Here is a 21,363-nt window from a genome sequence, read left to right on the forward strand (position 1 = left end):
AGTTCGCATGAAAGGCACCGTTTTTTCCGTTGCGCTGAATCACCGCAGCCAACTGGACGCCTGGGATCAGGCGTTTCACCAGCCGCCGTATCAGACCCCGCCCAAAACCCCGGTCTGGTTTATCAAACCGCGCAACACCCACCTCGCCAACGGCGGGGCGATCCCGTTTCCGGCCGGTGAAACCGTGTACAGCGGTGGCACGCTGGCGGTGATCATCGGCGATACCGCGCGCAAGGTGCCGGCGGCGCAGGTGAGCCGTTATCTGGCCGGTTACGCGCTGGCCAACGACGTCAGCCTGCCGGAGAGCAGCTTCTACCGCCCGGCGATCAAGGCCAAATGCCGCGACGGGTTCTGCCCGCTGGGAGAGATCGGCCAGTTGGAGACTGCCGATCGGCTGGAGATCGTCACCGAGATCAACGGCGTGGAGCAGGACCGCTGGTCTACCGCCGATCTGGTGCGCTCGGTGCCGGAGCTGATCGCCGCCATCAGCGATTTCATCACCCTGCAGCCGGGCGATGCGGTGCTGATCGGCACCCCTCACCAGCGGGTGGAGATCAAACCGGGGGATGAGGTGACGGTGCGCGCCGCCGGCCTGCCCACGCTGACCAACCGCGTCACTCAGGCAGGAGCCGCATCATGAAACATGCCCGTATTCGCCATCATGGCCAGGTCTTCAACGTGCAGGTGGACGAGCAACTGCGCGTCACGCTGCCGAACGGCGAGGTGCTGCAGGAGCGCGAAGTTGAATGGTTACCGCCAGTGCAGGGTACGGTGTTCGCCCTGGGGCTGAACTATGCCGACCACGCCAGCGAGCTGGCATTCAAGGCGCCGGAAGAGCCGCTGGTGTTCCTCAAGGCGCCGAACACCCTGACCGGTCACCGCCAGGTGTCGGTGCGCCCGGCCGGCGTGGAGTACATGCATTACGAAGCCGAGCTGGTGGCGGTGATCGGCAAGACCGCGCGCAACGTTAGCCGCGAGCACGCCATGGAGTATGTGGCGGGCTACACCCTGTGCAACGACTACGCCATCCGCGATTACCTGGAGAATTACTACCGGCCGAATCTGCGGGTGAAGAGCCGCGACACCCTGACGCCGATCGGGCCTTACATCGTCGATCGCGACGACGTCGCCGATCCGCACCGGCTGGCGCTCAGCACCTACGTCAACGGCGAGCTGCGCCAGCGCGGCAGCACCGCCGACATGATTTTCGACATTCCGTTCCTGGTCGCCTACCTGAGCGAATTCATGACGCTGCAGCCGGGCGACATGATCGCCACTGGCACGCCGAAAGGGCTGGCCGACGTGCAGCCGGGCGACGAAGTGGTGGTGGAGATCGAGGGCGTCGGCCGTCTGGTTAACCACATTATCAGTGAAAAAGATTACGAGGAGAGCCTGCGATGAAAACCATCAACCACTGGATCAACGGCAAGAACGTCGCCAGCAAAGAGTACTTCACCACCTCCAACCCGGCGAACGGTGAGGTGCTGGCGGAGGTGGCCTCCGGCGGTCAGCTAGAGATCGACCAGGCGGTGGCGGCGGCGAAAGAGGCGTTCCCCAAGTGGGCCAACACGCCGATGAAAGAGCGCGCGCGCCTGATGCGCCGCCTGGGCGAGCTGATCGACCAGAACGTGCCGCAGATCGCCGAACTGGAAACCGCCGACACCGGCCTGCCGATCCACCAGACCAAAAACGTGCTGATCCCGCGCGCTTCGCACAACTTCGAATTCTTCGCCGAGGTGTGCCAGCAGATGAACGGCAAGACCTACCCGGTGGACGACAAGATGCTCAACTACACGCTGGTGCAGCCGGTGGGGGTGTGTGCGCTGGTGTCGCCGTGGAACGTGCCGTTCATGACCGCCACCTGGAAGACCGCGCCTTGCCTGGCGCTGGGCAACACCGCGGTGCTGAAGATGTCCGAACTGTCGCCGCTGACCGCCGATCGCCTGGGCGAGTTGGCGCTGGAAGCCGGCATTCCGGCCGGGGTGCTGAACGTGGTGCAGGGCTACGGCGCCACCGCCGGCGACGCGCTGGTGCGCCATAAAGACGTGCGCGCGGTCTCCTTCACCGGCGGCACCGCCACCGGCCGTCGCATCATCGAAAGCGCCGGGCTGAAGAAATTCTCCATGGAGCTGGGCGGCAAGTCGCCGGTGCTGATCTTTGAAGACGCCGACATCGAGCGGGCGCTCGACGCCGCGCTGTTCACCATCTTCTCGATCAACGGCGAACGCTGCACCGCCGGTTCGCGCATCTTCATTCAGGAGAGCATCTACCCGGAATTCGTCAAACGCTTTGCCGAGCGCGCCAACCGCCTGCGCGTGGGCGATCCGCAAGATCCCAACACCCAGGTGGGGGCGCTGATCAGCCCGCAGCACTGGGAAAAAGTCTCCGGCTATATCCGCCTCGGGGTGGAAGAAGGGGCGACCCTGCTGGCCGGCGGCCCGGACAAACCGGCCGGCTTGAGCCACGGCAACTTCCTGCGCCCGACGGTGTTGGCGGATGTCGACAACCGGATGCGCGTGGCGCAGGAGGAGATCTTCGGGCCGGTGGCCTGCCTGTTGCCGTTCAAGTCAGAAGAAGACGGCCTGCGCATGGCCAACGACGTGGAGTACGGCCTGGCGTCGTACATCTGGACGCAGGATGTGAGCAAGGTTCTGCGCCTGGCCCGCGGCATTGAAGCGGGCATGGTTTTCGTCAACACCCAAAACGTACGCGATCTGCGCCAACCGTTCGGCGGCGTGAAAGCCTCCGGCACCGGCCGCGAAGGCGGCGAATACAGCTTCGAAGTGTTCGCCGAAATGAAGAACGTGTGCATTTCCATGGGCGACCACCCGATCCCGAAATGGGGCGTTTGAGCCTCAGGCCACAATAATAACGAAAGAGATGAGAACAATGACGACAAAACTTACCACTGATGCTGTCCCTGCTCCCGACGTCGTGCGCTGTGCCTACATGGAAATTCAGGTCACGAACCTTAAAGCCGCACGTGAATTTTACGTCGATATCCTCGGCCTGGTCGTGACCGCCGAAGAGGATAAAACCCTCTACCTGCGTTCGATGGAGGAGTTCATTCACCATAACCTGGTGCTGCGCGAAGGCCCGGTCGCCGCCGTTGCGGCGTTTGCTTTCCGCGTGCGCACGCCGGAAGACGTCGATCGCGCCGAAGCGTATTTCAAGGCGCTTGGCTGCCGTACCGAGCGTCGGGTGAACGGGTTCGCCAAAGGCATCGGCGATGCGGTGCGGGTAGAGGATCCGCTCGGTTTCCCGTATGAGTTTTTCTACGACGTGCAGCACGTCGAGCGTCTGGCCTGGCGCTACGATCTGTATACGCCGGGCGCGCTGGTGCGCCTCGACCATTTTAACCAAATCACCCCTGATGTGCCGCGCGCCGTGGAATACATCCAGGGGCTGGGCTTCCGCGTAACGGAAGACATCCGCGATGAAGACGGCGTGGTTTACGCCGCCTGGATGCGCCGCAAGGCGACGGTGCACGATACCGCGATGACCGGTGGCGCCGGGCCGCGCATGCACCACATCGCCTTCGCCACCCATGAAAAGCACAATATTTTGGCCATCTGCGACAAGCTCGGCGCGCTGCGCAAATCCGATTTGATCGAACGCGGCCCCGGCCGTCACGGCGTCTCCAACGCGTTCTACCTCTACCTGCGCGATCCCGATGGCCACCGCGTGGAAATCTACACGCAGGATTACTACACCGGCGATCCGGACAACCCGACCGTGACCTGGGATGTGCATGACAACCAGCGCCGCGACTGGTGGGGCAATCCGGTGGTGCCGAGCTGGTATACCGAAGGTTCGCTGGTGCTGGATCTCGATGGGCAGCCACAGCCGGTCATCGAGCGCAGTGCGCCCAGCGAAATGGCCGTCACCATCGGCGCAGACGGTTTTTCCTATACCCGTGAGGGCGATACGGAAAAAGGTTTCAAGCTTGGCAATACGCTGTAAATGCCGCTGCGCGGGCCGCGCCCGCGCCCGCGCCTATGCGCCGTCTGGAGAACGCTATGCCCCATTTTTACGCTGAATGTACCGACAACATCCGCCGCGAGGCGGATTTGCCCACCCTGTTCGCCAAGGTCAATGAGGCGCTGGCGGCGACCGGCATCTTTCCGCTGGCCGGCGTGCGCAGCCGCGCCATCTGGCTCGACACCTGGCAGATGGCCGACGGCAAGCAGGACTACGCCTTCGTGCACATGACGCTGAAGATCGGCCACGGCCGCAGTCTGGAAAGCCGACAGCAGGTGGGCGAGATGCTGTTTGCGCTGATCAAGGAACACTTCGCCGCGCTGATGGCGCAGCGTTACCTGGCGCTCTCTTTCACCATGGAAGAGCTGGATCCGGTGCTGAATTACAAACAGAACAATGTCCACGCGCTGTTCAACAAGGCGTGAATAAGGGGTCGTAAATGCTGGATAAAGAGCAGGTTAACCGCGCCGTGCAGCGCCTGCATCAGGCGGAAAATAGTCGTGAGCAGATCCGCGCGCTGTCGCTCGATCATCCCGAGATCACCATCGAAGACGCTTATGCCATTCAGCGGCAGTGGGTGGAGCTGAAGATCGCCGAGGGTCGCACGCTTAAAGGCCACAAGATCGGCCTGACCTCGCGCGCCATGCAGGTGAGCTCGCAGATCACCGAGCCGGACTACGGCGCGCTGCTGGACGACATGTTCTTCAATGACGGCAGCGACATTCCGATCGATCGCTTTATCGTGCCGCGGGTGGAGGTGGAGCTGGCGTTCGTGCTGGCCAAGCCGCTGCGCGGGCCGAACTGCACGCTGTTCGACGTCTACAACGCCACCGACTACGTCATTCCGGCGCTGGAGATCATCGACGCGCGCAGTCACAACGTCGATCCCGAGACGCAGCGACCGCGCAAGGTGTTCGACACCATCTCCGACAACGCCGCCAATGCCGGGGTGGTGATGGGCGGGCGGCCGATCAAACCGGATGCGCTGGATCTGCGCTGGATCTCTGCGCTGCTGTACCGCAACGGCGTGATTGAAGAGTCCGGCGTGGCGGCGGCGGTGCTCAACCACCCAGCCAACGGCGTGGCCTGGCTGGCCAACAAGCTGGCGCCGTATGAGGTGGAACTGGAAGCGGGGCAGGTGATCCTCGGCGGTTCCTTCACCCGGCCGGTGCCGGCGCGGCGCGGCGATACCTTCCACGTCGACTACGGCCCGATGGGCTGCATCAGCTGCCGCTTCGTCTAAAAAGCAGGCTCGGCGAACCGGGCCGACTAAACCGGGCGGGGGCCATGCGCTACGCCCGCTTGTCAGGGAGAATGCGATGTTAACCAACCACTTCAAGCGTGCGCTGCAGGAAAAACGCCCGCAGATCGGGCTGTGGCTCGGGCTGTGCAGCAGCTACAGCGCCGAGCTGCTGGCCGGCGCCGGTTTCGACTGGCTGCTGATCGACGGCGAACATGCGCCCAACAACGTGCAAACGGTGCTGGGGCAGCTGCAGGCGGTCGCGCCTTACCCGAGCCAGCCGGTGGTGCGGCCGCCGTGGAACGATGCGGTGATCATCAAGCAACTGCTGGACGTCGGCGCGCAAACCTTGCTTATCCCGATGATTCAAAACGCCGAACAGGCGCGCGACGCGGTGCGCGCCACGCGCTATCCGCCACACGGCGTGCGCGGCGTCGGCAGCGCTCTGGCGCGCGCTTCGCGCTGGAACCGGGTGCCCGATTACCTGCAGCAGGCCGACGAGCAGATGTGCGTGCTGGTGCAGATTGAAACCCGCGAAGCGGTGAAAAACCTCGACGCTATTTTGCAGGTGGAAGGGGTGGACGGCGTGTTTATCGGCCCGGCGGATCTCAGCGCCGACATGGGCTTTGCCGGCAATCCGCAGCACCCGGAGGTGCAGCGCACCATCGACGACGCCATCGCGCGCATCCGCGCCGCCGGCAAGGCGCCGGGCATTTTGATGGCCAACAAGGCGCTGGCGCAGCGCTATCTGGCGGCCGGCGCGCTGTTCGTTGCGGTGGGGGTGGATACCACCCTGCTGGCGCGGGCGGCGGAAGCCCTGGCGGACGAGTTCAAACAGGGCGGGGCGCAAGCGCCTTCATCGGGAGTCTATTGAACCATGAACCACGTCGATTCGCTGCCGCCGGCCAACCCGGCGCAGCAACATAAAGCGTTAACCGCCGCCGAGCAATCGGTGATTAAAAAGTTGTTTCGGCGCCTGATCATTTTCCTGTTCGTGTTGTTTGTTTTCTCTTTCCTCGATCGCATCAACATCGGCTTCGCCGGGCTGACGATGGGCAAAGATCTCGGCCTCAGCTCGACCATGTTCGGGCTGGCGGCGACGTTGTTCTATGTCACCTACGTGATCTTCGGCATTCCGAGCAACATGATGCTGAGCCGGGTCGGCGCGCGGCGCTGGATCGCCACCATCATGGTGCTGTGGGGCATCGCCTCCACCTGCACCATGTTCGCCACCGGGCCGACCAGCCTGTACGTGCTGCGCATGATCGTCGGCATCACCGAGGCCGGTTTCCTGCCGGGCATTCTGGTGTACCTCACCTATTGGTTCCCTGCGTTTTATCGCGCCCGCGCCAACGCATTGTTCATGATCGCCATGCCGGTGACCATGGCGATCGGCTCGCTGGTCTCCGGCTATATCCTGGCGCTGGACGGGGTGATGAACCTGAAGGGCTGGCAGTGGCTGTTCCTGGTGGAAGGCATTCCGTCGGTGCTGCTGGGCGTGGTGGTGTGGTTCTACCTCGACGATACGCCGGCCAAGGCCAAGTGGCTGACCGACGAGGAAAAAACCAGCCTGCAGGCGATGATGGAGGCCGACAAGCTGCAGCTGGTGCAACCCAATGGGCCGAGCAGCCACCGCGCGCTGCAGCAACGCAGCCTGTGGCGTGAGATCTGCACGCCGATCGTGCTGATGTATACGCTGGCCTATTTCTGCCTGACCAACACCCTGAGCGCGATCAACATCTGGACGCCGCAGATCCTGCAAAGCTTCAACCAGGGCAGCAGCAACGTGACGATCGGCATTCTGGCGGCGATCCCGCAGATCTGCACCATCGCCGGCATGGTGTGGTGGAGTAAACGATCCGACAGGCTGCAGGAGCGCAAGCATCACACCGCGCTGCCGTACCTGTTCGCCGCCGCCGGCTGGCTGCTGGCGTCCGCCACCGATCACAGCCTGATCCAGTTACTCGGGATCGTGATGGCCTCGGTCGGCTCCTTTACCGCCATGGCGATCTTCTGGACCACGCCGGATCAGTCGATCAGTCTGGAAGCGCGGGCGGTGGGGATCGCGGTGATCAACGCCACCGGCAACATCGGATCGGCGCTCAGCCCGCTGTTGATCGGCTGGTTCAAGGATCTGACCGGCAGCTTCAACTCCGGGCTGTATTTCGTCTCGGCGCTGTTGATCGTCGGCGCCGTGTTGGTGTGGCGCATTCCGATGAAGGATTCGCGCCCGAGAGCGACGCCTTGATGCGCAAGTGGGCATGATTGCAGGAGGTCATGAGGTGCGGAAAAGTACCGGCTTTATCGCCAACATCGATATTTGCAAAGAGTATGACGCGCGCTACGCTGCCGACGAGGTGCACTACGAAACCTTCGCCGGGCTGGCGGCATTCTTCGGCCGCGACATGCAGGTGCATTGGCACGACTGCTTCTTCCAGGTGCATTTCCTGGAGACCGGCAAGATAGAGCTGCAGCTCGACGATCAGCACTATTCGGTGCAGGCGCCGCTGTTCATCCTCACGCCGCCGTCGGTGCCGCATGCGTTCTTCACCGAACCGGACAGCGACGGCCATGTGCTGACGGTGCGCCAGGAGCTGATTTGGCCGCTGCTGGAGCGCCTGTATCCCGGCAGCAATCTGGCGCTGGACATGCCGGGCATCTGCCTGTCGCTGGCTGACGCGCCGCAGGAGCTGACGGCGCTCAGCCACTACTGGGCGCTGATCCGCCGCGAGTTCGGCCAGAGCCTGGCCGGGCGCGAACAGACGCTGGCGCTGCTGGCGCAGGCGGTGTTCACGCTGCTGCTGCGCAATACCGCGCTGGAAGACAGCGCCAACAGCGGCGTGCGCGGCGAACTGCAGCTGTTTCAGCGGTTCAACAAGATGGTGGACGAGCGTTTTCGCGAACACCTGCCGGTGCCGGAGTATGCGCAGGCGCTGGGAGTGACAGAATCGCGGCTCAACGACCTGTGCCGGCGCTTCGCCAACCGGCCGCCCAAGCGGCTGATCTTCGATCGGCTGCTGCGCGAGGCCAAACGCATGCTGCTGTTCAGCGCCTGTACGGTGCATGAAACTGCCTACAGCCTCGGCTTCAAGGATCCGGCCTATTTCGCCCGTTTTTTCAATCGGCTGGAAGGCTGTTCCCCCTCGACCTACCGCGCGGCGCAACACGCCCTTTCGTAACCGCGATCACAGTTTGCCGCGAAAGCGGCAAACTGACCTGAAAAGTACCGGCGATTGCCGCAAAAGTCTCTTCTCGAAACCGGCTTTGGCAGCTTCAATTAAGCAACCAAAAGAAAACATTATTTTAACAAATGGCCGACTCCACGGCCTGAAAAATGCCGATGACGAGGAAGACCCGATGAAACCAGAAGACTTTCGTGCCGACAGCAAACGCCCGTTCACCGGCGCTGAATACCTGAAAAGTTTGCAGGACAGCCGCGAAATCTATATTTACGGCGAGCGCGTGAAAGACGTCACCACCCACCCGGCGTTCCGCAACGCAGCGGCGTCTGTCGGCCAGCTGTATGACGCGCTGCACGATCCGGCCAGCCAGGATCGCCTGTGTTGGAATACCGACACCGGCAACGGCGGCTACACCCACAAGTTCTTCCGCTATGCCCGCAGCCCGGAAGAGATGCGCCAGCAGCGCGACGCCATCGCCGACTGGTCGCGCCAAAGCTACGGCTGGATGGGACGCACGCCGGACTACAAGGCGGCCTTCGGCTGCGCGCTGGGCGCTTATCCGGAGTTCTACGGCCAGTTCGCCGACAACGCGCGCCACTGGTACAAACGCATTCAGGAAACCGGGCTCTATTTCAACCACGCCATCGTCAACCCGCCGATCGACCGCCACAAGCCGGTCAACGAGGTGAAGGACGTTTACATTCAGGTGGAGAAAGAGACCGACGCCGGCATCGTGGTCAGCGGCGCCAAAGTGGTGGCCACCAACTCGGCGTTGACCCACTACAACTTCATCGGCTTCGGTTCGGCGCAGGTGATGGGCGATAACCCGGACTTCGCGCTGATGTTCGTGGCACCGATGGACGCCGAAGGGGTGAAGCTGATTTCGCGCGCCTCCTACGAGCTGGTGGCCGGCGCCACCGGATCGCCGTTCGACTACCCGCTCTCCAGCCGCTTCGACGAGAACGACGCGATCCTGATTATGGATCATGTGCTGATCCCGTGGGAAAACGTGCTGATCTACCGCGATTTCGACCGCTGCCGCCGCTGGAGCACCCAGGGCGGTTTCGCCCGGCTGTTCCCGCTGCAGGCCTGCGTGCGCCTGGCGGTGAAGATGGACTTTATCACCGCGCTGCTGCAAAAGAGCCTCTCTTGCACCGGCGTGCTGGAGTTCCGCGGCGTGCAGGCGGATCTGGGCGAAGTGGTGGCCTGGCGCAACCTGTTCTGGTCGCTGAGCGACGCGATGTGCGCCGAAGCCACAAAATGGGAAAACGGCGCCTACCTGCCGGATTCCGCCGCGCTGCAAACCTACCGCGTGATGGCGCCGATGGCCTACACCAAGGTGAAACACATCATCGAGAAGAACGTCACCAGCGGCCTGATCTACCTGCCGTCCAGCGTGCGCGACATGAACAACCCAGAAATCGACAAGTACCTGGCGCGCTACGTGCGCGGATCGGACGGTATGGATCACGTCGAACGCATCAAGATCCTCAAGCTGATGTGGGATGCGATCGGCAGCGAATTCGGCGGCCGTCACGAGCTGTATGAGATCAACTACGCCGGCAGTCAGGATGAGATCCGCCTGCAGTGCCTGCGCCACGCGCAGGGATCCGGCAACATGGATCGCATGATGCAGATGGTCGACAAGTGCCTGGCCGATTACGATCAGCACGGCTGGAAGGTGCCGCACTTGCGGAACAATGACGATATTAATCAGTTGGATAATCTGCTGAAGTAATTCAGGAGGAGGTTGTATGTCTCAGGAAAATGAACAGCGTCTGCGCTTTCGCGACGCCATGGCCAGCCTGTCGGCGGCGGTGAATATCGTCACCACCGACGGCCCGGCGGGGCGCTGCGGCATCACCGCCACGGCGGTGTGCTCGGTAACCGATACGCCGCCGACGCTGCTGGTGTGCATCAACCGCAATAGCGCGATGAACCCGGTGTTTCAGGAAAACCGCAGGCTGTGCGTCAACGTGCTCAACCACGAGCAGGAGCTGATGGCGCGCCACTTCGCCGGCATGACCGGCGTCAGCATGGAAGATCGTTTCCGGCTGGAAGAGTGGCAGCTCGGCGCGCTGGGGCAGCCGGTGCTGCGCAATACCCTGGCCAGCCTGGAAGGGGAGATCGAGCAGATCCAGAGCATTGGCACCCACCAGATGTACCTGGTGCAGATCAAGCAGATCGCGCTGAGTGAAGCCGGTAACGGGCTGATCTACTTCAAGCGCAATTTCCATTCGGTGATCCACCAGATGGCGGTGCCGGCCTGAGGCGTTGGGGCGCAGCCTGTTGCGCCCCACGTTTCAACTCTTGTTGGTCGCCAGGTCGCTCACCAGGCGGTTGACCGGATCGCTCATGTTGGTGAACTTGCTCAGCTCAGAGCGGGTCACCACCACGAACACCCCGACGTTTTTCGCCGGGATCATTGCCATGTAGGTAATGAACCCGCCGCCGCCGCCGGTCTTCTGAATGATGCCCGGCAGCCCGTCCTTCGGCGCCATATACACCCAGCCCAACCCCAACGCATCCGCTTGCCCCGGCACGTCCATGCCCTTCAGCGACACCAGATCGTGACGCTGGAAGTACATGGTTTGCTCACTGGCGGCGGTGGCTTTGCGTGGGCCGCTGGCGCTGGAGGAGAGGAACTGCTGCATCCAGCGCTGCATGTCTCGCGGGGTGGAGTAGACGCCGCCGCTGCCGGCCGCGGCGGTGGTGTCGCGGCAGGCGCTCGGACCGGCGGCCGCCACCATCAGACGCGAACATTGTTCAGGGCTCGGCGTCAGCGTGGTGTCGACCATGCCGAGCGGCGCGGTGATTTTCTCTTTCAGCAGCGCGTTGTAGGGCTTGCCCGCGGCGCGCGACAGCGCGTCGGCCAGCAGGTCATACGCCAGGTTGGAGTAGGCGGCGCGTACGCCCGGCGGCACCGTAACGTTGGCATGCGCCAGCCATTGCCAGCGCTGGGCCTTGGTCGGCCAGGTGAACACCGGCGTCTTCGGCGGCTTTTTGCCCGGCTGCTCGCGCGGCAGCGCGCTGGTGTGCGTCGCCAGGTTCAGCAGGGTGATCGGTTGGCCGGCGTTGTAAGCCGGCACATAGGCGCCTTTGGGGGCGTACTTGCGCAGCGGGTCGGTCAGTTTGACCTGGCCTGCCGCCGCCATTTTCACCATCACTTCGCTGGTCATCAGCTTGGTGATCGAGGCGATGCGAATCAGCGAATCCGGACGCGGGCGCAGGTTGTTACCGGGTTTGGTATCGCCAAAGCTGCGGTTAACCACCTGATTGCCGTCGATCACCACCAGCGCCATGCCGGTGGCGCCGCTGTTGTAGAAAATATGTTCGGCATACTGGTCGACGATTTGCGAAGCCAGCTGCGGGGGCGCGGCCTGCACGGCCAGCGGCGCGGCGCACAGGCCCAGCGCCAGCAATAAAGCGGAGACAGAGTTCTTCAACGGTCGTTATCCATTTAACAATGCAGCGGGGAAAGGGCTTATTCGTCGCCCAGTGTAATGCGCTCAGGCCCCGGCTGCATGTAGAAAAAAGAGCGGTGGCGATAAAATTTTTCACCGCCGGCGGCCTACTGCGCGCGGGCGAAAATGGCGATCACTTCATCGAGGTGCGCCTTCATCGCCTTGCGGGCGCCGCGCACGTCGCGCGCTTCGATCGCCGCCAGGATCGCCCGGTGTTCCAGCTCGGAACGATGCGGCATGTCATCCGGCGTATAGTGGCGCTGCAGCACGCGGAACATGCTGCCGTAACGGTGGCCGAGCAGGTGGCCGATGATGAATGCATAGGCCGGGTTGCCGCTGGCCTGGGCGATGCGGATGTGGAACAGCCGATCGCCGGGGTGGGTGGCGGAACCGGCGCGGTTATCGCGGCAGTTCTGCTCATAGGCGGCGCGGATGCCCGCCAGCTCTTCGTCGGTGGCGTGGCGCGCGGCCAGCGCGGCGGTCTCCGGTTCGATCAGCAGACGGGTTTGCAGCAGAGAAAACGGCGGCAGCTCGGCGTTGAAATCCAGCTCGATGTTCAGTTCGTCGTCGATCTCCGCCCACTGGTTACGGCCGGCCTGGGCCATCACCGGCTCCTGCGACGGCGCCAGCGGCGTTGGCGAGCGCACGATCACCCCGTTGCCGACCTTGACGTCCACCAGGCCGATCACTTCCAGCGCGATAAGCGCCTCGCGCACCGACGCGCGACTGACCTGCAACTGCTGGGCGAGATCCCGCTCCGAGGGCAGGCGGCTGCCCGGCGGAAATTCGTTATTCTCGATAAGACGTTTGAGCTGGTCAGCTATCTGTCTGTAAATCCTTGGGTTTTCCAGTCGGGTAATCGGCATTTTTGACCTTTGACGATTCGGCGTTCAGTGATTTGGCGCACAATTATGCGATAAGGCGCTTGAGTAATCGTTATTCAAGTGTAAAAAAATGGTTAATTGAAATGCGGTTTCAAGGCTGTTTTATTAACTTCTTCCCCCAACGATAACGCGTAAAGCGTCTTTTGTCATGTTAGAGGCCTGACCTTTAACCGCCTTTAGTGGCCTGACCATTAGACCTTTAGGCCGAGGAGTCAAGATGGATTTAACCGGGAAACGCGTACTGATCACCGCCGCCGGGCAAGGGATCGGTTTTACCACCGCCAGGCTGTTCGCCGCCGCCGGCGCCGAAGTGATCGCCAGCGATATCAATCTCGAGCGCCTGCAGGGCTCTGCCGGGCTCCGCGCGCTGACGCTGAACGTCACCGATCCGGCCGCCATCGCGGCGGCGGCGGAAGCGATCGGCCCGATCGACGTGCTGTTCAACTGCGCCGGCGTGGTGCACAGCGGATCGATCCTCGATTGCAGCGAAGAGCAGTGGGCGTTCGCGCTCGATCTCAACGTCACCGCGATGTTCCGCATGATCCGCGCCTTCCTGCCGGGCATGTTGGCGCGCGGCAAAGGCTCGATCATCAACATGTCCTCGGTGGCCTCGAGCGTGAAGGGGGTGCCAAATCGCTTCGCTTACAGCGCCAGCAAGGCGGCGGTGATCGGCCTGACGCGCTCGGTGGCGGCGGACTACGTCACGCAGGGCATCCGCTGCAACGCCATCTGCCCCGGCACGGTAGAGTCGCCGTCGCTGCGCCAGCGCATCGCCGAGCAGGCGCGCGAGCAGGGGCGCAGCGAGCAAGAGGTGTATCAGGCGTTCGTCGCCCGTCAGCCGATCGGGCGCATCGGCACCACCGAGGAAATCGCCCAATTGGCGCTGTATCTGGCCTCCGACGCCAGTTCGTACACCACCGGCACGGTGCAGATCATCGACGGCGGCTGGAGCAACTGAGCCGCCATTTTTGAGAGAGGAAGGCATGAAACTTTTACGTTACGGGCAACCCGGGCAAGAGCGCCCCGGCATGTTGGATGCGCAGGGCCGCCTGCGCGATCTGTCGCAGCATATCGCCGACGTGGGGGGCGCCGCGTTATTGCCGGCATCGCTCGCCAAACTGCGTGCGCTGGACAGCGCCGCGCTGCCGTTGGTCGAGGGGCAGCCACGCCTCGGCGCCTGCGTCGGCGGCATCGGCAAGTTTATCTGCATCGGCCTGAACTACGCCGATCATGCGGCGGAGACCGGTGCGGCCATTCCTGAAGAACCGGTGGTGTTCAACAAATGGACCAGCGCGGTGGTCGGCCCCCACGATCGGGTGGAGATCCCGCGCGGCTCGCAGAAAACCGACTGGGAAGTGGAGCTGGGCGTGGTGATCGGCCAGGGCGGGCGCTACATCAGCGAAGCAGACGCGATGCGCCACGTCGCCGGTTACTGCGTGATCAACGACGTCTCAGAACGCGAATATCAAATTGAGCGCGGCGGCACCTGGGACAAGGGCAAAGGCTGCGACACCTTCGGGCCGATCGGCCCCTGGTTGGTCACCGCCGATGAGATCGCCGATCCGCACAGCCTGAACCTGTGGTTGGAGGTGGACGGCAAGCGCTATCAGGACGGCAACACCAGCACCATGATCTTCCGCATTCCGCAGATCGTCAGCTACCTCAGCCGCTTTATGAGCCTGCAGCCGGGCGACGTGATCTCCACCGGCACGCCGCCGGGCGTCGGCATGGGGCAGAAACCGCAGCCCATCTACCTGCGGGCGGGCCAGACGATGCGTCTGGGCATCGAAGGGCTGGGCGAACAGCGCCAGCAAACCGTACAGGCCTAACCGGGAGCGCCGCCATGACCACCATTACCGCACTGCGGGTTGAAGACATTCGTTTCCCCACCTCGCTGGGGCTGGACGGATCCGACGCCATGAATCCGGATCCCGACTATTCCGCCGCCTACGTGATCCTGGAGACCGATCGCGCGGATCTCAGCGGCCACGGGCTGACGTTCACCATCGGCCGCGGCAACGAGATCTGCTGCGCGGCGATCCGCGCGCTGGAGCATCAGATCGTCGGCGAGCGGCTGGAGGATATCGCCGCCGACATGGGCGCCTTCTGGCGGCGCTTCACCAGCGACAGCCAGCTGCGCTGGATCGGGCCGGACAAAGGCGCTATCCACCTGGCGACCGGCGCGGTGGTCAACGCGGTGTGGGATCTGTGGGCCAAATCGGTCGGCAAGCCGGTGTGGCGGCTGGTGGCGGAGATGACGCCGGAGGAGCTGGTGCGCTGCATCGACTTCCGTTACATCACCGACTGCATCACGCCGCAGGAAGCGCTGGCGCTGCTCAAGCAGCGGGCCGAGGGCAAAGAAGAGCGCCTGGCGCGGCTGCTGCAGGAGGGCTATCCCTGTTACACCACCTCCGCCGGCTGGCTGGGGTATCCGGACGACAAGCTGCGCCGGCTGTGCCAGGAAGCGGTCGACGCCGGTTTCTCCTACCTGAAGCTGAAGGTCGGGCGCGATCTGGAAGACGACATTCGCCGGGTGCGCATCGCCCGCGAGGTGATCGGCCCGGATCGCCGGCTGATGATCGACGCCAACCAGGTGTGGGAGGTGGATGAAGCCATTCCGTGGGTGAGGCATCTGGCGTTCGCCAAACCCTGGTTTATCGAAGAGCCGACCAGCCCGGACGACGTGGAAGGGCACCGCCGCATTCGCGAAGGGGTGGCACCGGTCAAGGTGGCCACCGGTGAGATGTGCCAGAACCGCATCATGTTCAAGCAGTTCATCATGCGCGGCGCGGTAGACGTGGTGCAGATCGACGCCTGCCGCCTCGGTGGCGTCAACGAAGTGCTGGCGGTGATGCTGATGGCGGCCAAATACCAGCTGCCGGTCTGCCCGCACGCCGGCGGCGTCGGGCTGTGCGAGTACGTGCAGCACCTGTCGATGATCGACTACCTGTGCATTGCCGGCACCCACGAAGGCCGGGTGATCGAGTATGTCGATCATCTGCATGAACACTTTGTCGATCCCTGCGTGATCAAAGGCGCGGCCTACATGCCGCCGAGCCGTCCCGGCTATTCGATCGAGATGCATCCGTCGTCGATCGCGCAGTATCGGTTCCGCGGGTGAGGCGGGAGGATCGCGTGCCGCGCATCGACGCTCACCAGCACTACTGGCGCTATCACCCACGGCACTACCCGTGGATCGACGAGCGGATGAGCGTGCTGCGGCAGGATTTCGATCCGCCCCGGCTGCGGCCGCGGTTGCAGGAACACGGTTTCGACGGCGCGCTGGCGGTGCAGGCGCGCCCCAGCGAGGACGAGACGCTGGCCCTGCTGGCGCTGGCTGAACAGGGCGAGGGCGTATGCGGCGTAGTGGGCTGGCTGGATATCGCCGCGCCGCAGCTGGCGCAGCGTCTGGAGACTTTGCGGCCGTATACCGCGCTGCGCGGGGTGCGCCATCAGGTGCAGGACGAAGCGGATCCGGCGGCCTGGCTGGCGCGGCCGGAAGTGGGGCGCGGCATGCAAACGCTGCAGCGCGCCGGGTATGTGTACGAGATCCTGGTGACGCACCGGCATCTGGCGGCTGCGGCGGCGTTCGCCGCCCGCCACGATGAGCACTGGCTGGTGTTGGATCATCTCGGCAAGCCGGACATCGCGCGCGGCGCGCGGCACTGGGCGCAGCAAATCCGGCCGCTGGCGGCGCTGCCGCACGTGGCCTGCAAGCTATCGGGGCTGATCACCGAGGCGCCGGGTGGCCGGTGGCGGGCGGAAGAACTGCTGCCGTTCTTCGACGCCGCGCTGGAGGCGTTCGGCCCGCAGCGGCTGATGTTCGGCTCCGACTGGCCGGTGTGCCTGCTGGCCGGCGACTACCGCCAGGTGGTGCAACTGTGCGAACGGGCGCTGTTGACGCTGGGGGCCGCCGAGCAGGCGGCGATTTGGGGCGACACCGCCTGGCGAATTTACGGTTTAACGGAGTCTGGTTATGGATCTGTATCTGCAAGATAAGGTGGTGCTGGTCACCGGCGGTGGTGCAGGCATCGGCGCGGCGATTGCTCATGTGCTGGCCGAAGAAGGGGCGATCCCGGTGTTGGTCACCAACGCCGCGCCGGAGGCGGCGCTGCTGGCCGATTTGCAGCGGCTGCAGCCGCGCACCGAGGTGATCCTCACCGAATTGTGCGACGAGGCGGCCTGCCGCCGCGCGGTCAGCCAGACGCTGGCGACCTTCGGCCGTATTGACGGACTGGTAAACAACGCCGGGGTCAACGACGGCGTCGGGCTGGAGGCGGGGCGCGAAGCGTTCGTCGGCTCGTTGGAAAAGAACCTGGTGCACTACTACCTGATGGCGCACCTGTGCCAGGCGGCGCTGCAGGAGAGCCGGGGCGCCATCGTCAATATCGCCTCCAAGACCGCACTCAGCGGCCAGGGCGGCACCAGCGGTTACACCGCCGCCAAGGGCGCGGTGCTGGCGCTGACGCGTGAATGGGCGGTGTCGCTGCGCCATGACGGCGTGCGGGTGAACGCGGTGGTGCCGGCGGAGGTGATCACCCCGCAGTACCAGCGCTGGCTCAACACCTTCGCCGAGCCGCAGCGGCAGATGGATAAAATCACCGCGCGCATTCCGCTCGGGCAGCGCATGACCACGCCGCAGGAGATCGCCGATACCGTGGCGTTCCTGTTGTCGTCGCGGTCGTCGCACACCACCGGGCAGTGGCTGTCGGTGGACGGCGGCTACCTGCATCTCGATCGGGCGCTGACGTGAGCGGCGCGGCGGCAGGGCGGCGCCGTTTCTGCCAGGCGCTCGATCTGATTGACTCACCGGCGCTGATTGCGGAGTACCAGCAGCAGCATCAGCGCATCTGGCCGGGCATCGCCGCGCATTTGCGTGAGCACGGCATTCTGGACATGGAGATTTACCGGTTGGGCATCCGGCTGTTCATGATCGTGGAGGTCAGCGCCGATTTCGACGCCGCGCGTTTTGACGCCGCCAGCCTGAACAACCCCGAAGTACAGCGATGGGAAGCGCTGATGTGGCACTACCAGGCCGCCACCCCCTGGACGCCGCAGGGCGAAAAATGGGTGGAAATGGCGCGGATATTTTCTCTGCAACAGCAATAACGCCAACATCATCATCGCCAGACGATACGAGGGTATCACCATGCTTGCTGAAAAAAGTGCGGCCTCCGCGCAGCCGGGCGTCGCCGTGACCGCCAATCTGCGCTGGGCCTTTATCCTGGTCACCAGCCTGTTCTTTATGTGGGGGCTGTCCTATGGCCTGCTGGACGTATTAAACAAACATTTTCAGGAGACGTTGCACGTTACCAAGGCGCAGTCGGGTTTGTTGCAGGCGGCCTATTTCGGCGCCTATTTCCTGGTGGCGCTGCCCGCCGGATACTTTATGGACCGCAAGGGCTATAAGGCGGGCATTCTGGTCGGGCTGTGCCTGTATGCGCTGGGGGCGCTGCTGTTCGTGCCGGCGGCGTCGGCCAACAGCTTCGGCGTGTTCCTGTTCGCGCTGTTCGTTATCGCCAGCGGTTTGGGCTGCCTGGAAACGGCCGCCAACCCGTACGCCACGGTGTTGGGCGACGCGCAGGGCGCCGAACGGCGGCTGAATCTGGCCCAGTCGTTCAACGGCCTCGGGCAGTTTATCGGCCCGTTGATCGGCGGCACGCTGTTCTTCTCTGCCAGCCAGTCCGCCGGCGGCGGCGATCAGAGCGCGGTGAAGATGACCTATGTGGCGATCGCCGTGCTGGTGCTGCTGATCGCGCTGTTGTTCAGCCGCACCCGGCTGCCGGCGATCCGCGAAGAGGAAAAACCGGTGCACGGCGTGATAGCGCAGGGATTGTGGCAGCATCCGCATTTCGTCGGCGGGGTTATCACGCAGTTCTTTTACGTGGCGGCGCAGGTGGGCGTGGGGGCGTTTTTCATCAACTACGCCACCGAACACTGGCGCGAGGTGTCTAACCAGAGCGCTTCTTACCTGCTGTCAATCGCCATGATTTGCTTTATGGTCGGGCGCTTCTTCAGCACCTGGCTGATGGGGCGAGTCAAGCCGGCGACGCTGTTGGCGGCCTATGCGCTGATCAACATCGCGCTGTGCGGCGTGGTGATGCTGAGCGTTGACGGCGTGTCGGTGGTGGCGCTGATCGCGGTATTCTTCTTTATGTCGATCATGTTCCCGACCATTTTCGCCCTGGGGGTGAAAAACCTGGGTAAACACACCAAGCGCGCCAGTTCCTTTATGATCATGGCGATCGTCGGCGGCGCCATCATGCCGTACTTTATGGGCGCGCTGGCCGACCGTTACAGCACCGCGCTCTCTTATCTGCTGCCGCTGCTGTGCTTCGCGGTGGTGCTGGTTTACGGCCTGCGGCAGCGCCGCGCCTGATTCAACCCGGCGGCGAATCGGCCTTCGCCGCCGTTGTCAGCGCCTGCGGGCGCGTTCGCATCAGGATCGCCAACGCCAGCAGCAGCACCATGCCGGACAGCACGCCGTTTATCGTCAAACCTCCGGCGTCCACCACCAGCCCGCCCGCCAGTGAACCGCAGGAAATCGCCAGATTAAACAGCGCGATATACAGCGAAGAGGCGACCTCGACCGCGCCAGGGGCCGCCTTGAGCATCCACGCCATCAGCGAAACGGAAACGCCGCCATAGGCGATGCCCCACAGCAGGAGGAAGGCGCCGCCGCTCATCGGGGCGTGGCCCAGCAGCGGCAGCAGCAGGACGGCGAGCACCAGCCCGAGGGCGATCAGCGCCAGGGTGCGGCGCAGCCGTTTGGCGGCGGCCTGGCCGGCGATGAAATTCCCGGCGATACCGGCGACGCCGTAGGCGAACAGCAGCGGCCCCACCCAGCGGCCCTCGATGCCGGCGACCGTCTGCAGCAGCGGGCGGACAAAGGTGTAAGCCATAAAGTGGCCGGCGACCAGCAGAAACGTCAGTAGCAGCCCGGTCAGCAGCCGACGATTCGCACGCTGCGCGGTGAACGACCGCCAGCTTATCGCCTGCGTGACCGGCAGCGGCGGCAGCACGCACAGCAGCAGGAGCAGGGTCAGCGCCGCGAGGACGGCGACGGCCAGAAACGCCATGCGCCAGCCCAGCGCTTCGCCGAGGAACACCCCGAGCGGCACGCCGAACACCGAGGCCGCCGCTACGCCGCCGAAGATGACGGACAGCGCCAATCCGACGGAAGCCGGCGGCACCAGACGTTCCGCCAGCCCACCCGCGATGGCCCAGATGCCGCCGATGCAAAAACCCAGCAGGATGCGCGCAGCGAACAGCAGCGCCATGGAGGTGGCGGCGGCGGCCAGCAGGTTGGCGGCGATCAGCAGCAGCAGAAAGGCGATCAGCAGGCTGCGGCGATCCGTGCGCCGGGCGCCCAGCACCACCAGCGGGGCGAACAGCGCGGCAAACAGGGCAGGCAGGGAAATCAGCAGCCCGGCGCGGCCTATCGATGCGTTCAAGGTGCTGACGATCGGAGTCAGCAGCCCGACGGGCAGCATTTCTGCGGTGACGACGGTAAAGGTGGACAGGCCGATCGCGAAGGTCGCCAGCCAGGGCTTTGCGCCGCCGTCGGCGTGTAAGGCACTCATAATGACTCTCCCAACAGATGAAGAGCCTCAGTGTATCCGCGCCAAAATGGCTGATAAACTGGTCTGAATGCGCAACATTGGGGACACATCGTGGCTAATTTACCGTCTATGCCGTTGGATAATCTGACCGACTTGCTGGTGTTCATTCGCGTCGCCGACGCCTGCAGCTTCACGCTGGCGGCCGAGAGGCTGGGCATTTCCCGATCGGCGGCGGGCAAATGCGTGAACCGGTTGGAGGAGCGATTGGCCACCCGGCTGCTGCAGCGCACCACGCGCAGCGTCAGCCTGACCGAAGATGGCGCGGTGTTTTACGAGTATGCGCAGCGCATCTTGTCGCAGGCCGAAGAGGCGGAAACGGCGCTGAATACGCGGCGGCAAACACCGCGCGGGCGGCTGCGGCTGGATCTGCCGGTCTCGTTGGGGCGATTGCATATCTTGCCGATTCTGCGGGAGTTTTTGGCGCAGTGGCCGGAGGTGGACGCCGACGTCAGCTTCTCCGATGAGTACAGCGATCTGGTGCGCGACGGCATCGACGTGGCTGTCCGCGTCGGCGGCAGCGACGACAGCCGGCTGGTGCGGCGGGTGCTCGCGCCGCATCGCCTGATCACCTGCGCGGCGCCGGATTATCTGGCGCGGCACGGTACGCCTGCGAAACCGGAGGCGCTGGGCGATCACGAGACGCTGGTCTTCAGCCATCAGGGGCTGCCGGCGCCCTGGCGCTATTTGGTCAACGGCCAACTGCACGAACGGCCGGTGCGTGGCCGGATGCGTTTCAATAACGTCGAGGCCTTGCGGGATGCGGCTGTCGCCGGGGCCGGCCTGTGCCAGGTGGGGGCGTTTCTGGTCGGCGAACAGATTGCGGCCGGCACGCTGGTGCCGGTGCTGGAGCGCTATTGTCGCCCGGGGCCGCCGATCTGCGCCGTCTACCCCAGCCGGCGCCATCTCTCCCCCAAGGTGAAACTGTTCCTGGCGGCGATCGAACGGCGCTGGCAGGGCAAGGCGATTTGGGAAACTGCTTAGCGCGGGCGA

At 64.1% G+C, this 21,363-nt stretch carries 22 protein-coding genes; 19 read left to right on the forward strand and 3 right to left on the reverse strand.

Annotated elements, in window-relative coordinates:
- The first annotated feature begins 7 nt into the window (after nt 1–7).
- The 11 genes from C9411_RS06520 (at nt 8) to hpaC (ending at nt 10,673) form a co-directional block, all read left to right on the forward strand.
- Complete coding sequence (locus C9411_RS06520; RefSeq protein ID WP_063991495.1) at nt 8–640, forward strand: fumarylacetoacetate hydrolase family protein; 633 nt, start codon at nt 8–10, stop codon at nt 638–640.
- Nucleotides 637–1,401, forward strand: coding sequence for a fumarylacetoacetate hydrolase family protein (locus C9411_RS06525; protein ID WP_107226714.1), 765 nt, complete (start codon nt 637–639; stop codon nt 1,399–1,401). The genes C9411_RS06520 and C9411_RS06525 overlap by 4 nt, the downstream gene beginning before the upstream one ends.
- Nucleotides 1,398–2,852 carry a 5-carboxymethyl-2-hydroxymuconate semialdehyde dehydrogenase gene (gene hpaE, locus C9411_RS06530; RefSeq protein WP_063991493.1) on the forward strand — a complete coding sequence of 485 codons (1,455 nt, stop codon included), beginning with the start codon at nt 1,398–1,400 and terminating at the stop codon, nt 2,850–2,852. The genes C9411_RS06525 and hpaE overlap by 4 nt, the downstream gene beginning before the upstream one ends.
- A gap of 37 nt (nt 2,853–2,889) precedes the next feature.
- A complete protein-coding gene (gene hpaD / locus C9411_RS06535; protein WP_089180517.1) occupies nt 2,890–3,963 on the forward strand; it encodes a 3,4-dihydroxyphenylacetate 2,3-dioxygenase in 1,074 nt (357 codons plus the stop codon).
- Nucleotides 3,964–4,019: 56 nt separating this feature from the next.
- A complete protein-coding gene (locus tag C9411_RS06540) occupies nt 4,020–4,406 on the forward strand; it encodes a 5-carboxymethyl-2-hydroxymuconate Delta-isomerase (protein ID WP_004933172.1) in 387 nt (128 codons plus the stop codon).
- 14 nt (nt 4,407–4,420) lie between these two features.
- Entirely contained in the window at nt 4,421–5,224 is an 804-nt protein-coding gene (gene hpaH / locus C9411_RS06545; RefSeq protein ID WP_107226715.1) for a 2-oxo-hept-4-ene-1,7-dioate hydratase, read from the forward strand.
- A 76-nt stretch (nt 5,225–5,300) separates the two neighbouring features.
- Nucleotides 5,301–6,095 carry a 4-hydroxy-2-oxoheptanedioate aldolase gene (gene hpaI / locus C9411_RS06550; RefSeq protein ID WP_063991492.1) on the forward strand — a complete coding sequence of 265 codons (795 nt, stop codon included), beginning with the start codon at nt 5,301–5,303 and terminating at the stop codon, nt 6,093–6,095.
- 3 nt (nt 6,096–6,098) lie between these two features.
- Nucleotides 6,099–7,469 (forward strand): 4-hydroxyphenylacetate permease, encoded by a 1,371-nt coding sequence (gene hpaX / locus C9411_RS06555; protein ID WP_063991491.1) that lies wholly within the window; start codon nt 6,099–6,101, stop codon nt 7,467–7,469.
- A gap of 34 nt (nt 7,470–7,503) precedes the next feature.
- Nucleotides 7,504–8,400: a 4-hydroxyphenylacetate catabolism regulatory protein HpaA gene (hpaA, locus tag C9411_RS06560; protein WP_107226716.1), complete on the forward strand. Its 897-nt coding sequence runs from the start codon at nt 7,504–7,506 to the stop codon at nt 8,398–8,400.
- A 178-nt stretch (nt 8,401–8,578) separates the two neighbouring features.
- Nucleotides 8,579–10,141 carry a 4-hydroxyphenylacetate 3-monooxygenase, oxygenase component gene (gene hpaB, locus C9411_RS06565; protein WP_033636988.1) on the forward strand — a complete coding sequence of 521 codons (1,563 nt, stop codon included), beginning with the start codon at nt 8,579–8,581 and terminating at the stop codon, nt 10,139–10,141.
- Nucleotides 10,142–10,157: 16 nt separating this feature from the next.
- A complete protein-coding gene (gene hpaC, locus C9411_RS06570; RefSeq protein WP_004933156.1) occupies nt 10,158–10,673 on the forward strand; it encodes a 4-hydroxyphenylacetate 3-monooxygenase, reductase component in 516 nt (171 codons plus the stop codon).
- A 33-nt stretch (nt 10,674–10,706) separates the two neighbouring features.
- On the opposite strand, the gene ampH is transcribed toward hpaC, so the two are convergent.
- Together ampH and C9411_RS06580 are read right to left on the reverse strand one after the other, a co-directional pair.
- On the reverse strand, nt 10,707–11,849 hold the full coding sequence (ampH, locus tag C9411_RS06575; protein WP_063991490.1) for a D-alanyl-D-alanine-carboxypeptidase/endopeptidase AmpH: 1,143 nt from the start codon (nt 11,847–11,849) through the stop codon (nt 10,707–10,709).
- Between the two features lie 125 nt (nt 11,850–11,974).
- Entirely contained in the window at nt 11,975–12,733 is a 759-nt protein-coding gene (locus C9411_RS06580; protein ID WP_025305190.1) for a FadR/GntR family transcriptional regulator, read from the reverse strand.
- 235 nt (nt 12,734–12,968) lie between these two features.
- Between C9411_RS06580 and C9411_RS06585 the strand changes: the two genes are divergently transcribed.
- From C9411_RS06585 to fucP, 7 genes are read left to right on the forward strand one after another with little or no spacing between them, the layout of a single operon-like run.
- A complete protein-coding gene (locus C9411_RS06585; RefSeq protein WP_063991489.1) occupies nt 12,969–13,709 on the forward strand; it encodes an SDR family oxidoreductase in 741 nt (246 codons plus the stop codon).
- A gap of 25 nt (nt 13,710–13,734) precedes the next feature.
- Entirely contained in the window at nt 13,735–14,580 is an 846-nt protein-coding gene (locus C9411_RS06590) for a fumarylacetoacetate hydrolase family protein (RefSeq protein WP_063991488.1), read from the forward strand.
- A gap of 14 nt (nt 14,581–14,594) precedes the next feature.
- Nucleotides 14,595–15,872, forward strand: a complete 1,278-nt coding sequence (locus tag C9411_RS06595; protein WP_063991487.1) for an L-fuconate dehydratase — start codon at nt 14,595–14,597, stop codon at nt 15,870–15,872.
- Nucleotides 15,873–15,886: 14 nt separating this feature from the next.
- Entirely contained in the window at nt 15,887–16,750 is an 864-nt protein-coding gene (locus C9411_RS06600; protein ID WP_063991486.1) for an amidohydrolase, read from the forward strand.
- Nucleotides 16,728–17,504 carry an SDR family oxidoreductase gene (locus C9411_RS06605; protein ID WP_063991485.1) on the forward strand — a complete coding sequence of 259 codons (777 nt, stop codon included), beginning with the start codon at nt 16,728–16,730 and terminating at the stop codon, nt 17,502–17,504. Before C9411_RS06600 ends, C9411_RS06605 begins: the two co-directional genes overlap by 23 nt.
- On the forward strand, nt 17,501–17,860 hold the full coding sequence (locus tag C9411_RS06610; RefSeq protein ID WP_107226717.1) for an L-rhamnose mutarotase: 360 nt from the start codon (nt 17,501–17,503) through the stop codon (nt 17,858–17,860). The genes C9411_RS06605 and C9411_RS06610 overlap by 4 nt, the downstream gene beginning before the upstream one ends.
- 40 nt (nt 17,861–17,900) lie before the next feature.
- Complete coding sequence (gene fucP / locus C9411_RS06615) at nt 17,901–19,130, forward strand: L-fucose:H+ symporter permease (RefSeq protein WP_033641777.1); 1,230 nt, start codon at nt 17,901–17,903, stop codon at nt 19,128–19,130.
- A 1-nt stretch (nt 19,131) separates the two neighbouring features.
- Here the strand turns inward: fucP and C9411_RS06620 are convergent, their stop codons facing one another.
- Nucleotides 19,132–20,334: an MFS transporter gene (locus tag C9411_RS06620; RefSeq protein ID WP_107226718.1), complete on the reverse strand. Its 1,203-nt coding sequence runs from the start codon at nt 20,332–20,334 to the stop codon at nt 19,132–19,134.
- A gap of 108 nt (nt 20,335–20,442) precedes the next feature.
- On the opposite strand from C9411_RS06620, the gene C9411_RS06625 reads away from it, so the two are divergent.
- Nucleotides 20,443–21,354, forward strand: a complete 912-nt coding sequence (locus C9411_RS06625; RefSeq protein ID WP_063991483.1) for a LysR family transcriptional regulator — start codon at nt 20,443–20,445, stop codon at nt 21,352–21,354.
- The last annotated feature ends 9 nt before the right edge of the window (nt 21,355–21,363 follow it).

The sequence above is a fragment of the Serratia sp. Nf2 genome (assembly GCF_003028435.1).
Lineage (GTDB): Bacteria > Pseudomonadota > Gammaproteobacteria > Enterobacterales > Enterobacteriaceae > Serratia > Serratia marcescens_L.

Excerpts from the sequence above, each read along its gene's own strand:
- hpaH (WP_107226715.1), top strand. The coding sequence starts at position 4,421 with ATGCTGGATAAAGAGCAGGTTAACCGCGCCGTGCAGCGCCTGCATCAG.
- hpaE (WP_063991493.1), top strand. The coding sequence starts at position 1,398 with ATGAAAACCATCAACCACTGGATCAACGGCAAGAACGTCGCCAGCAAA.
- hpaB (WP_033636988.1), top strand. The coding sequence starts at position 8,579 with ATGAAACCAGAAGACTTTCGTGCCGACAGCAAACGCCCGTTCACCGGC.
- hpaD (WP_089180517.1), top strand. The coding sequence starts at position 2,890 with ATGACGACAAAACTTACCACTGATGCTGTCCCTGCTCCCGACGTCGTG.
- hpaX (WP_063991491.1), top strand. The coding sequence starts at position 6,099 with ATGAACCACGTCGATTCGCTGCCGCCGGCCAACCCGGCGCAGCAACAT.
- C9411_RS06625 (WP_063991483.1), top strand. The coding sequence starts at position 20,443 with ATGCCGTTGGATAATCTGACCGACTTGCTGGTGTTCATTCGCGTCGCC.
- C9411_RS06605 (WP_063991485.1), top strand. The coding sequence starts at position 16,728 with ATGGATCTGTATCTGCAAGATAAGGTGGTGCTGGTCACCGGCGGTGGT.
- C9411_RS06585 (WP_063991489.1), top strand. The coding sequence starts at position 12,969 with ATGGATTTAACCGGGAAACGCGTACTGATCACCGCCGCCGGGCAAGGG.
- C9411_RS06595 (WP_063991487.1), top strand. The coding sequence starts at position 14,595 with ATGACCACCATTACCGCACTGCGGGTTGAAGACATTCGTTTCCCCACC.
- C9411_RS06520 (WP_063991495.1), top strand. The coding sequence starts at position 8 with ATGAAAGGCACCGTTTTTTCCGTTGCGCTGAATCACCGCAGCCAACTG.
- fucP (WP_033641777.1), top strand. The coding sequence starts at position 17,901 with ATGCTTGCTGAAAAAAGTGCGGCCTCCGCGCAGCCGGGCGTCGCCGTG.
- C9411_RS06525 (WP_107226714.1), top strand. The coding sequence starts at position 637 with ATGAAACATGCCCGTATTCGCCATCATGGCCAGGTCTTCAACGTGCAG.
- hpaC (WP_004933156.1), top strand. The coding sequence starts at position 10,158 with ATGTCTCAGGAAAATGAACAGCGTCTGCGCTTTCGCGACGCCATGGCC.
- C9411_RS06580 (WP_025305190.1), bottom strand. The coding sequence starts at position 12,733 with ATGCCGATTACCCGACTGGAAAACCCAAGGATTTACAGACAGATAGCT.
- hpaI (WP_063991492.1), top strand. The coding sequence starts at position 5,301 with ATGTTAACCAACCACTTCAAGCGTGCGCTGCAGGAAAAACGCCCGCAG.
- C9411_RS06590 (WP_063991488.1), top strand. The coding sequence starts at position 13,735 with ATGAAACTTTTACGTTACGGGCAACCCGGGCAAGAGCGCCCCGGCATG.
- C9411_RS06620 (WP_107226718.1), bottom strand. The coding sequence starts at position 20,334 with ATGAGTGCCTTACACGCCGACGGCGGCGCAAAGCCCTGGCTGGCGACC.
- C9411_RS06540 (WP_004933172.1), top strand. The coding sequence starts at position 4,020 with ATGCCCCATTTTTACGCTGAATGTACCGACAACATCCGCCGCGAGGCG.